The 11,221-nt window shown below is 33.6% G+C and carries 11 protein-coding genes and 4 pseudogenes; 5 read left to right on the top strand and 10 right to left on the bottom strand.

Going from position 1 to position 11,221, the window contains the following annotated elements; all coding sequences use genetic code 11:
• Positions 1-131 precede the first annotated feature (131 nt).
• A complete protein-coding gene (locus LZ480_RS09455) occupies positions 132-536 on the bottom strand; it encodes a hypothetical protein (RefSeq protein WP_241369155.1) in 405 nt (134 codons plus the stop codon).
• 162 nt (positions 537-698) lie between these two features.
• On the opposite strand from LZ480_RS09455, the pseudogene LZ480_RS09450 reads away from it, so the two are divergent.
• Together LZ480_RS09450 and LZ480_RS09445 are read left to right on the top strand one after the other, a co-directional pair.
• Positions 699-911 (top strand): annotated as a pseudogene (locus tag LZ480_RS09450) (tyrosine-type recombinase/integrase); the annotation flags it as partial.
• Between the two features lie 241 nt (positions 912-1,152).
• Positions 1,153-1,476, top strand: a complete 324-nt coding sequence (locus tag LZ480_RS09445; protein WP_241369154.1) for a hypothetical protein — start codon at positions 1,153-1,155, stop codon at positions 1,474-1,476.
• Positions 1,477-1,585: 109 nt separating this feature from the next.
• Here the strand turns inward: LZ480_RS09445 and LZ480_RS09440 are convergent.
• Positions 1,586-2,083, bottom strand: a pseudogene (locus tag LZ480_RS09440) (cation diffusion facilitator family transporter); the annotation flags it as partial.
• A 16-nt stretch (positions 2,084-2,099) separates the two neighbouring features.
• Between LZ480_RS09440 and LZ480_RS09435 the strand changes: the two are divergent.
• Positions 2,100-2,219, top strand: a complete 120-nt coding sequence (locus tag LZ480_RS09435) for a YjcZ family sporulation protein (RefSeq protein ID WP_241369153.1) — start codon at positions 2,100-2,102, stop codon at positions 2,217-2,219.
• A gap of 630 nt (positions 2,220-2,849) precedes the next feature.
• Here the strand turns inward: LZ480_RS09435 and LZ480_RS09430 are convergent.
• Positions 2,850-3,941 carry a CotH kinase family protein gene (locus LZ480_RS09430; RefSeq protein ID WP_332844030.1) on the bottom strand — a complete coding sequence of 364 codons (1,092 nt, stop codon included), beginning with the start codon at positions 3,939-3,941 and terminating at the stop codon, positions 2,850-2,852.
• A gap of 179 nt (positions 3,942-4,120) precedes the next feature.
• Here LZ480_RS09430 and LZ480_RS20070 point away from each other — a divergent pair, with 179 nt between their 5' ends.
• Entirely contained in the window at positions 4,121-4,483 is a 363-nt protein-coding gene (locus LZ480_RS20070; protein WP_408641605.1) for a CotG/ExsB N-terminal domain-containing protein, read from the top strand.
• Between the two features lie 730 nt (positions 4,484-5,213).
• Here LZ480_RS20070 and LZ480_RS09425 read toward each other — a convergent pair.
• From LZ480_RS09425 to LZ480_RS09395, 7 genes and pseudogenes are all read right to left on the bottom strand, one after another.
• Positions 5,214-5,675: a putative iron-sulfur cluster-binding metallochaperone gene (locus LZ480_RS09425; protein ID WP_241369152.1), complete on the bottom strand. Its 462-nt coding sequence runs from the start codon at positions 5,673-5,675 to the stop codon at positions 5,214-5,216.
• Positions 5,676-5,688: 13 nt separating this feature from the next.
• Entirely contained in the window at positions 5,689-6,090 is a 402-nt protein-coding gene (gene merR / locus LZ480_RS09420; RefSeq protein ID WP_241369151.1) for an Hg(II)-responsive transcriptional regulator, read from the bottom strand.
• A gap of 149 nt (positions 6,091-6,239) precedes the next feature.
• Complete coding sequence (locus tag LZ480_RS09415) at positions 6,240-7,001, bottom strand: DUF4184 family protein (protein WP_241369150.1); 762 nt, start codon at positions 6,999-7,001, stop codon at positions 6,240-6,242.
• A 194-nt stretch (positions 7,002-7,195) separates the two neighbouring features.
• Positions 7,196-7,633 (bottom strand): DUF4279 domain-containing protein, encoded by a 438-nt coding sequence (locus LZ480_RS09410; RefSeq protein ID WP_241369149.1) that lies wholly within the window; start codon positions 7,631-7,633, stop codon positions 7,196-7,198.
• A 175-nt stretch (positions 7,634-7,808) separates the two neighbouring features.
• On the bottom strand, positions 7,809-8,270 hold the full coding sequence (locus LZ480_RS09405) for a DUF2691 family protein (RefSeq protein ID WP_332844029.1): 462 nt from the start codon (positions 8,268-8,270) through the stop codon (positions 7,809-7,811).
• 120 nt (positions 8,271-8,390) lie between these two features.
• Positions 8,391-9,266: a phosphotransferase family protein gene (locus LZ480_RS09400; protein ID WP_241369147.1), complete on the bottom strand. Its 876-nt coding sequence runs from the start codon at positions 9,264-9,266 to the stop codon at positions 8,391-8,393.
• A 319-nt stretch (positions 9,267-9,585) separates the two neighbouring features.
• Positions 9,586-9,879: pseudogene (locus LZ480_RS09395) on the bottom strand (IS110 family transposase); the annotation flags it as partial.
• Between LZ480_RS09395 and LZ480_RS09390 the strand changes: the two are divergent.
• Positions 9,849-11,077: pseudogene (locus LZ480_RS09390) on the top strand (IS110 family RNA-guided transposase). The pseudogenes LZ480_RS09395 and LZ480_RS09390 overlap by 31 nt on opposite strands.
• The last annotated feature ends 144 nt before the right edge of the window (positions 11,078-11,221 follow it).

Genomic DNA, 11,221 nt, shown 5'->3' with positions numbered 1-11,221 from the left:
ATTTAAGTCCCCGTTATTCAATGATAGGTGTTTTTATTTGTCTCATGTTATTAGGTCAGTGCCCAACTCAATGATCTTCAAGTAAAGCACCCCGTTAGTTGAACAAGAAAAGAGTGCAAATGAAATAAACATTACCAATCTGGTCCATCATCTATGTCTCCCACTTTAAGTTCAAATGCATAAGAATCTAAATTGTTCTTTTCAACTAAATCAAAGAATATTGATTTTACTACTTTTTGTTCAGATTCAGTTGCTTCTTTATTTTCCAAGACATATTTCAGCTGTATATCATCAATGGAATTAGCAATAATTAGTGTTTGAAATGTATATCCCTTCATTAATAATTCATCATTTACTTGTTTTATTATTCCGTTATTCCCAAAGAGAAAATTTTCTAGCTCCATTGATCTTTTTTCATTTTCTGCTTGTATTTCTGGGCTAATTGTAGGTCGTTCTTCAGATAATTCTTCTTTAGACGAGACGTGATTGATAAATAGAAAGAAGGTTACAACAAATAAAATTACAGTGGTCCCCATTACTGTGATTCTACCTTTTTTCAGTTTGTACACTTCCTTTTTATTTAAGTGTATGACTGTAAAAAGGTTCTAAAACATTTGATTTAATATTCAACTAACCTGCTCCATTAGTTCAATAAAGAAAAAAGTGCTGCATATGCATAGTGAAAACATTCCATAGAAAAACAAATAACTTCGCGCTCTTTCAGACATACACATACTTCATTACTAATTGAGGCCAATGTACGCATCAAGGAGATACAATAATGGCTCGGACACTCCGATATTAATACGACAATGGACATATACGCACACATGACAAAGAACATAAAAAAAGAGACTTCCTATAAGTTTAGTAACCTATTGAAAGACCTCTCTATAAATCTCATTGACTAATATCGGCCATTTTCATTGCCCTTAAGTAAATTAGATTTAACAATACATTTTAGTTTCAAAACAACAGATATGGTAATGAATACTTATTTCTAGATGCATAATTGGTGAGTAGCTATATAAGTGGGGATTTGCGGAACAATCCTAAATAGTTCCATATATAGATTTCAAATATAGGTCTTAGTCTAAGCCACTCCATTAATTAAACATAGCCTACACTATAACCTAAGAATGGAGGTAAAAAGTGTTTAATCCGATGCGTTTTAATATAGAACAGCAAAGGTTACCCGGTTTTAGACCCCAATTTTTCCCTCGTTTTGAAAACGAAAGGTTTCCTCGTTTTGGAAACCCAATGTTTCCTCGTTTTGGAAACCCAATGTTTCCCGGTTTCGGAAACCAAATGTTTCCCGGATTTGGAAACCCAATGTTCCCCGGTTTCGGAAACCAAATGTTTCCCGGATTTGGAAACCCAATGTTCCCCGGTTTCGGAAACCAAATGTTTCCCGGATTTGGAAACCCAATGTTCCCCGGTTTCGGAAACCCAATGTTTCCCGGTTTTCCTAGATAAATTGGAACAGGAGGATTCCGAGACGGTTCACGCCGTTCAAGGAATCCTTTTTTTTGTATCTGTTAAAAGTGGATGAAAACTTATGTTATAGTTTCATTATATATATTAATTAATTTGGCTCTACATGAACATGAACATCATAGACACCATAATCTTTCATCATGACTTTTTCACCATGGGTAGCAATATCATGAGCTTCTTTAATACCTAACGTAGAATTAACAAGGATTACAACATCTATTACTTCATTACTACTGTAGTTTCTCCCTCTAATTTCTTTAATCCCCTTAATTCCATCTACTTTTGTGATTACATTCCGATAAAGTTCAATTTTATCTACATCAAATCCATCTGAAAGCTCATGAGAAGCTTCTTTAAAAATATCCCAAGCTGTTTTACAAATTAATAAACCTACAATAATCGCAGTTATAGTATCTAGCCAAGGCATATTTAGTTGAGATCCAAATATACCTATTGCTGTTCCTATACTTACCCAAGCATCCGAAATATTATCTTTTGCAGCCGCCATGACTGCTTTACTATTTATTTGATTCGCCAATTTTTTATTATAACGATAAACAAAATACATAACTATTGCAGGGTATAGAAAGAAGGGGTTTTTTATGGAATATGGCGGAGAATTTCGCGAAGAACGTCGCGAACGAAACCCATTCGCTTTAATCGTAGTACTGTTCATTCTTCTAATTATTGTCGGTGCTAGTTTCATGCATGGATCGTATTAACAAAAACATCTGTTACTAGCTATGATTGTCAATGAATGATAATAGCTAGGCACCTCCATTCTTATTTCTTGGTTTAGGGTCACTATTCGCCGAGTGACCCTATTTTTATTTCTTTACTCATACACATATTTAGTTCACACCTCACTTACTTCACTTTTTTCAGATTTCCATTCAATATAGTGATAAAATTTAAAATTCCGCTTTGGTATATCTGCTTAAAATAATCTTCTATTCCTACTTGTTCAACTAAACTGCTTCGTTAGTTTAATAAGAAAAAAGAGATGCATATGCAACTCAATGATCTTCAAGTAAAGCCCCCCGTTAGTTGAATAAGAACAGAGACGCTTATTAAACAATCGCGCCCGATTGTTGCACATTATGGGTGGATTGAGAAGTATTAATTGAGTACTTTAATTCCTCAAAATACTGATGTAATTCTTGCTTAGTTTTCTTTGATACTAAATCTTCTTTTGTTAAAAATTGAACAATTACATCTGCGACTAAGTTCTCTAAGTTTAATAATTCTATTAACCTTATTTTTGAACTACCGTGGTGTATAATTCTCGAACCCCTTCAAAAGGCAACCCCCTTACCTCATGGAAAGAGGGTTTTGTAAGATGATGCAACAACTTAATCTAATGAATCTAATTTCCTTTTTATATATTTAGCCCGTGCTTCAATAAAATCCAATATATACTCTGGTTCCTTATCAAATAAATGGATATCGTCTTTTTTATAAGGATCTTTTTCAATATAAGGCCTTATTAAATCATGCATACCTTGTATTTTCGGTTTCAAATAGTCTACATTAAATTGGTTGTTTAAAATAACTATTAGCAAATTTTTGTATTGATGTCGAAATGTTTTTACGTCGAGAATTCTTGCGGTAAGCGTATTAAATCCTTCGATTCTTAAATAGTCCTCCTCCATCACTTTCCCGTTTACATCCCTTCCCCATGTTGCATCGTAATCCCACGGGATGATTTCGAATAGCCTAGTTTCGCTATTCTGGTACAATGCATAATTATGAACAAAACCATCAAAATTTTGGGTGAAAACAACGCCTGCTAACCAAATAAGATATTGATCAACGTTGAGATATTTTACAATTTCATTCTCAAATTCATCTTTTGGAATAGTATTAATTTCAATAATCATTTTTTGCAAATGAAATTCATCTTGTTCCGTCCCATATTTTAGTTCATAGCCAACATTAAGTGATTTCTTTACTTCTTTATCAAGGTCACTCATCAATGAAAAGTTAGCATCGCCATCAACCGCATAGAATATTGGTCCTTGCGGTAGTTGTCGATTCTTTAGGAAATGCTCATCCACTGATTCTAATTCCAAATATACCCCCTCATTTTTCCCATTCAATTTCATATTTATAAATTGGGATTTTGGCGATAAGCATCCTATTTCATTGAAAAAATCTAGCGATAGTTTATTTCTTAAGAGAGAAGGATCTTTATATTCTGCGTTGATATGAATTTCTTTGGTATTTCTATAAGTACTGGGTTTATTAAACGAAATGTGATACGACTTCTTTCGAAAACCTCGGATATGTGAGCCACGGTAGGCGATATCAATATCATACTTTCTTTTATTAATCGTTAGCTTGGCAGGGATAGGATCATCACACCATATATCTTTCCGAAGTTCACTTAAATCTAAAGGATGAATAAAAAGCTGATATTCAGGTATTATTCTATCTTTATCCACGCGAAATCTTTCCTTTCATTTTTAAATTATTCGTATAAAACAATATGCGATTGACTCAAACATCTTTAATTCAACTTCATAAATTACTATAAGGGAAAAAAGTGCAGAGGCATGGGTTTATTTCTTTTTGAGAATGGAATCTACCTTTTTTCTCTAAAAAAGATGAAGGAGGGTTGAATATGTCATTTATACAAAATGCAGCAGAAAGGGCCAACAACTTAGGGTTAGGTCACTTTATGCACCAAGATCCTATTAGTAACGAACGTCGCACGAGCAGGGTACGTCGTACTTCGCGAAAACAACGGCGCACGAGCAGGGTACATTGTACTTCGCGAAATCACCGACGCACGAGCAGCGTACGTCGTACTTCGCGAAAACATCGACGCACGAGCAGGATACGTCGTACTTCGCGAAATCACCGACGCACGAGCAGCGTACGTCGTACTTCGCGAAAACATCGACGCACGAGCAGGATACGTCGTACTTCGCGAAATCACCGACGCAAGAGAAGTAACTCCTTTTGGAATAACTTATTATTTTAAAACTTCAGGCGATTTTTAACTATCCGAAGAGTGTGTTATTTCATTCATATTATGTAAAGTTAACTAGTTCTTACTAGTTAACTTTTTTTGTGTTATTCCTATCGAAGTTTAAGGTTGGAAGATCATTGGTAAATATCGGCAAATAGATAAATGTTGGAAGTTAGAAGGAATAGAGAAGTCCCCTAGTCGCTTACTTTACATATCGCCTTGAGAAAAGAGGGATTACTTTTTTACTTAATTCTAATAAACTGTTATTCCACAATCTGGCCCTTTACTTGAAGATAGAGCGCAATTTGAATTCTGGAATTGCGCCCGATTGTTGAAGTTCGTTATTGAACTAAACCACACTTTCTTCTTTGGCTACATCAATACCCACTACTGGGTTCATTTTTTCTCCTCCTCTAACGTATTCACCAGTAACCCCTATTCCTCCAAGTAGTATTATAGCTTCGCTTGTTATACGAGATCTTAGTCCCAACCAGCCTCAAACATATTTCTACAAGTAGGGGGTGAACAGTTTAGTCGACGGGATCAATGTCCCACGCCCCCGTACGTTCTACCCTGGCTACTGCTAGAATAAATCTAAATAAAAAAAGTTCAACCAGAAAGTTCTGGCTGAACTATATAATACGAAAGCACCCGTTAGCCATCCATGAAGCGCAAAAATCACCACTTCACCACAAAGAATAAAAGATTATTATGTTCTTTCATGGGGAGTTAAAGATTCAAATTAACTTTTAATACTTTTTATATACTTTGTAACATTACCCAAACAGCAACTCCCTTGTGGATTGTTTACCTCACAACCACATCGGTTTTCCTTTATATTTTCTCGAATATGTTCAATTGGATTAGGGAAAAGTTCTTGTTTTACATAATTCTCAAGTTTCTCTTTTGTCCAGTCAAAGCAATAGCAAATAGGTGTCGTTACGTAGTCATCTTTTTGATGTAAAGCAACCTTTGTATCAGATGTAAAATACTTCTTATTATCAGTATCAAAATAAACTACATCACACTCTTTGCTTGAACAGAAATAGTGATTTACATTTGCATTTAAAGTTTCTAATGCGGTCGGTTTAAGTAATGACTTTAGTGTAATCAACTTTACGTTTTTTGCTTTATTATTACAAGTTGGACAAATACCATCATTTTCTATTTTTACTTTATTAACCTTACTACTACAACAATCCATCGTTTTCCCACCTTTAATTACGATTCATTAATGTTTCAATAATAGGACATTCATGTAGGGATTTTTCATCAGGACAACATTCTTTTAATTTTATTAGCATGTTTTCAATTCGTTTTAAATCTCTAATTTTGTCTTGTACATCATCAATTTTTTGACTTACAAAGTCATACATATCCCTACATCTTTCATTATCTTTATCAACAACTCCAAGTAATTTATTAATTTCTGCTAAAGAAAATCCTAAGTCTTGCATTCGTTTGATAAAATTTATGCGATTAACAGTATCATCTGAATAAACCCTATATCCTGAATCTGTTCGGGATGGTTCAGAAAGTAAACCTTTCTTTTCGTAGTATCTAATTGTTTCTTTATTTACATTACACTTTTCAGCAAGTTCACTAATTCTATATCTCAAATGAATCCCTCCATATAAATTATAAACCCTGTACTAAGGTACAGGGTAAAGGGTATTTTAAAATTATTTTTATTGAACTAAACTGCCACATTAGTTCCAGAAGAAAAAGCTACCCCTAAAGGCAGCCACTTGTTTTGCTAAAGCACCCATTACTTTAATAAAAGATCTCCTGTCTTTTCTCTATTAAAGTGATTAAAATATAATGAAACAACTAACAAACTAATCAAAGCTGAATCTATTATTCGAACAACAATAATGCCATAAAATTCAATCGAAACTCTATCAATGAAATACCATAAACAAAACAAAAGTGCAGTTAACAATGCTATTTTACCCCAATACTTGAATTTTTGTTTGGGTCTTGTAGTCTCATTACTATTATATCTATTCCTTGCTGTTCGAAAGTACATATATACTATGATCACAGTAATACCAACTATTGTGCTACCGTGCTGAAGAAACTTAAAGATTGGGATATTAAAATCAAAAATATGAACAGTATAAGAAAGGATTGATAAATTTGTCACCATAAATCCTCCAAAATGAGTGAACGAATCCCAGACTATATGAGTTAGCATTCCAAATAATGCAGAATACAAAAATACAAATATTTTAAACAAACTAGGTGAACTTGTTTTTTGATTATATGTATCTTGCAATACAGATGGCAAATGACTAAATAAGGTCCTATGTATACATGTTTGATAAATAAAATAAACGACTACTAAGATAGGAAGATTAAAAGCTATAAATCCAAAGAATGTATGACCAATCTCACCATATGGCTTTCCTCGTAGGAAATACTCAAAATCAGGTGACATGCTACCTAATACCAATGCAAGGAAATTAACATATTCACTATTTCTTGAAAAAGGTAAAACTGCTGCTGGATGAGCAAAAGTCAACGGCATTTTATTTCACTCCTAGAATTTGAGTTCAAAAAACATCTTTTCACATTTTTATTATAGCATAGCCTTACTTCACTACCCTACCCCGTTAGTTGAATAAGAAAAAAGAGCTGCTTAAGCAGCTCAACGGATTTTCACTAAAGCACTCGTTACTTTAAGTACAATACTTCACAAACTAATTACACACTTCATCAAAATCATTCCTCGTCATCCCAGTCCGTTTCGTTATCAATATAAATGTCGATTATAGCACCGATACTATGTGCAAAAGCGATTATGCTTGGATCTAAACGCCTTCCCGGTGTTTGAGCGTTATAAAAATTATAATGGACGAAAAAAATACAAGTCAGTTGATATTTTTCCTTGTATTCATTAATTAATTTGATATGTGGTCTTAACGGAGCAATCAGAGATTCAAATTCACTATCCATATTTATTTCATAATGTAACTTCATTTCTCCAGATTCCAAGCTCCATACTGTTTCAAATCGCTTACTTTGTCTTGTCCCACGAATATAATTATCTCCAATTTTATAGGCTTCTGTTGGATTGATTCCAATTTCAGTTGTAAATGCCTCAATTGGCCATACATCAGCTACTATACTGAATCTTATAAACACACAGTCCCTTTTCAAATATTTCACCTCCTTGTCAACATAAAAAACAAAGACCCTTGTTCAACTAAACTGCTTCGTTAGTTGAACAAGAAAAAAGAGCTGCATTGAAAATCAATGATCTTCCGCTAAAGCCCCCGTTAGTTGAAGTACAATATTTCCGAATATTTACATAATTGAAAAGTGCGATTGGATTTTAAAAAGCTATCAACGTTTTATTTCTATCATTTTCATCTGTAATATACTCTATATTTTCATAACCAGCACTCACTCCCTTAGAAAACAATTGCTGAATTATGTTTTGGTCTTTTGAATAAATCGTTACATATGATGAATCGATTAATAAGAGTACGAATTGACATTCACTTTTAACAAATTCTTGATAAGTCGAAATTTCTTTTACATCTAACTTATTTGGAAATGCCTTTAAATCGACGAATATAAGATAATACTCTTCATTTGAAATTATCTCGTGTAAGGTTTCCCCATTTACTGTACACAGAGATGGAAATAGTGGTTCCCCATTTTCTTTTATATAAGATTCACCACCCCCAATCCGCCAAGTCAATCCATTAATTTCTATATCATTTAAAATTTCAAACAAATATTTCCCATAACCATTTGGAATTTCAAAAGTTATGCCTCTAATTCTAATCACCCCATGAAAAAGTTTTTTTCCTTCTTCAACTAAATTGCTCCGTTAGTTCAATAAGAAAAAAGAGCTGCATATGCAACTCAATGAACTTCAAGTAAAGCCCCCGTTAGTTGAACAAGCAATCTATCTATAATCTTTTATTCCATCTTCAAAAGCCTGTCTATCTTCATTCTCAATCCCGTGCAATGCTTCTTGTAAAGCAAATGTACTTTTATAAAATTTAACTCGTTCAGATATTTCATTACCGTTAGGATATAGGTTAATACAAATATCAAAAAAATCTTCACCATAGCTAGAGAGTATTCCAGCAAAGTCATACGCCGGATCTCCTAAACCCGAACCACCAAAGTCTATTATCCCTGAAATCATACTTTTTTCTGGATTCCACAAAATATTAGCTGCTCCAAAATCTCCGTGTATAAGTGTTATATCTATATTTGAGAATGCCTTCCCTTTTAGGGACTTTTCAAAAAATTGCGATATTTCCTTTTGGGCGTCTTTTCTGATAAAATGAAATAATTTATTTTGAATTTTATCATACAGATTATACATCTCTTCACGAGGGTCACGAACCTTTAGTTTCAAATCTCGACTTGCTTTTTCTCCTGAAATAGAATGGAGTTCTACAAGAAAAGAGACAAGTTGTTTTGCCAACCCTTTAACCAACTCAACACTCTTAACACCTGTTAAACTTTCCTTCCACAAAGGAACACCATCTATTAGTTTATAGCCGGTGAAGACCTTACCTGGTTCTAATTCTTCAAAAGACTGATAAATTGGATTCGGAATAGGAGTGGAGACTATCCCTTTAATGTATTTCAAAATTTCCGTCTCTCTTCTTAATTGAATTATCCCATTTCTATATTTTGGAAATCTAAAGACCAAAGATTTGTTTACAATTAACACATCATTATTCTGTCCAATTTCATTAAGGTAAAAGTCTTCAATGGAAAGATCAGAATAAAAAGATTGAATGTTTTCAATAAAGTTGTTATTCATTTAGTAATACCCCTTTTGTTCTCTTTCTATGGAAAGTGTTAAAATTGACAAACATTCCTATAAAAAATAGTTTTTATAATTTCGACAAAACTTCTTTTATTCCCTTTTTATAAAACCTAATTGAACTAAACTCCCTCTATAAACATTGAGATTTCAACGGTTTCCATCACTTCGTGATTTAAGAAAAATATTTTTCTTCCCTCCGATAAACAGAGTCTTGAATTTATAGATTATATTACCAATTAAAGCGTACGCTTCGCTAAAACTAATGGAAATCATTAGCTTTTTTATCCATTATTTTGATTTACAATGGATCTCTGTCTTCCGCGGTTTTCCCTTGAATGTCCTGTGGCATTGGTGTTCTTTCTAATGCAGTAAGTGCCATTTTTCCGAAAGAAGGAAAGACTTGAGTGAATTCAGGAAAATATCGATCGAGCCAACGAATGATTCGATTTTTAATACTTGCTAGATCTTCCATTAACTTTAATCTAAGAGTAGAACCAATCCGTAGTTCAGCTTCTACTTCTTTTAATATTCGTGGATAGCTAAAGCGTCCATCTTTCAATAACCGTGCGATGACTAATGGATGTGGCAAAAGGTGAAAGTCAGGTACAAGCATTTTTGGATAAAAAGCAACCGTACAAAAAAAGCTTTAAAGTAGCACATACACTCGAAGGGCTGACAATTCTTTTAGAGTTTATTCGAGAAATAGAAGAGGTTTCTGGAGAAAGACCCCCTATTGTTTTGGAATCTACAGGCCACTATCATACACCAGTTGTCCAGTATTTCGAAGACAGAGGATATTTATTAATCATGGTAAATCCACTCATTTCTTATCGAGCAAAGAGTTCAAGTTTACGTAAAGTAAAAACTGATATCATTGATGCTCGTCATCTCTGCGAGATGTTTTATAAACAGGACCTAGAGCCTTATAAACAACGAGGAATCCAGCTCTTAAATTTACGCAACCTTACAAGACAACATGAAAATATTACAGGCATGTATGTACAAACTAAACTACAATTCCAATCCGTTTTAGATCAAGTATTTCCTGAATACTGTGGGGTTTTTGGTGATTTGTATTCTGACGTTTCCTTACTTTTATTACGAGCATTTCCTACTTCAGAAGAAGTATTGGCAAACAGTGAAGAAACAATCGCGAAAAAAATAAAAGAGTTATGTAAAAGTCGCTCTCAACAATGGGCAAACAGTCAATCAGAAAAATTGAAGGCTGCCGCAGTTCGCAACCCATTCCAGAAAACCTTATACAATAGTCTTACCTTAAGCATAGATATGTATATTAAAATGCTTCTTGAATACAAAAAACATCTATCCAATCTTGAAGAAGAGATAGATGCTTTAGCGAAAAGTATTGAAGAATATAAGATTCTCCAATCCATCCCCGGTATCGGCGAAAAAATCGCGGCAACGATTATTTCTGAGATTGGGGAAATTGATCGGTTTAATCACCCTAAAAAACTAGTTGCATTTGCAGGAATTGATCCGAGTGTTTTTGAATCTGGTACATTCAAAGGCACTTTGAATCGGATTACAAAAAGAGGCTCTAGTAGACTACGACACGCCTTATATATGGCCGTTAAATGTGCTATTAATGTGCTATTCGTGATTGTCGCAAGAAGAAAACGACAGATGAACTCATTCCTCGAAATAAGAGGTTACGAGAATTTTATGATAAGAAACGTGAAGAAGGAAAGCCCTTTAAGGTAGCTGTGATAGCATGTGCAAATAAACTTTTACATTGGATTTATGCACTATTAAAAAGCAACTCAGATTTCCGAGATTTAGCCTAGTTAAAAAAATAAACCAAAGAGCCTAAACCTTTCCAAACAAAGAAATTTGAAAGGTTATTTGGCATGCACAAATTTAGTATAACATGAATTATTTTTAGTTTTCATTAATAAATATTGACAAACTATTGGCTGGTTTAGTTGAAG

The organism is Solibacillus palustris, assembly GCF_022549215.1.
Classification (GTDB): domain Bacteria; phylum Bacillota; class Bacilli; order Bacillales_A; family Planococcaceae; genus Solibacillus; species Solibacillus daqui.
Note: the sequence above shows the minus strand (reverse complement) of the source record. Positions and strands in the feature narration are given on the sequence as shown.

Coding starts and splice junctions, on each gene's coding strand:
- LZ480_RS09415 (WP_241369150.1), bottom strand. CDS start 7,001: ATGCCGTTGACTTTTGCTCATCCAGCAGCAGTTTTACCTTTTTCAAGA.
- LZ480_RS09400 (WP_241369147.1), bottom strand. CDS start 9,266: ATGAATAACAACTTTATTGAAAACATTCAATCTTTTTATTCTGATCTT.
- LZ480_RS09425 (WP_241369152.1), bottom strand. CDS start 5,675: ATGGATTGTTGTAGTAGTAAGGTTAATAAAGTAAAAATAGAAAATGAT.
- LZ480_RS09435 (WP_241369153.1), top strand. CDS start 2,100: ATGGAATATGGCGGAGAATTTCGCGAAGAACGTCGCGAACGAAACCCA.
- LZ480_RS09455 (WP_241369155.1), bottom strand. CDS start 536: ATGGGGACCACTGTAATTTTATTTGTTGTAACCTTCTTTCTATTTATC.
- LZ480_RS20070 (WP_408641605.1), top strand. CDS start 4,121: ATGTCATTTATACAAAATGCAGCAGAAAGGGCCAACAACTTAGGGTTA.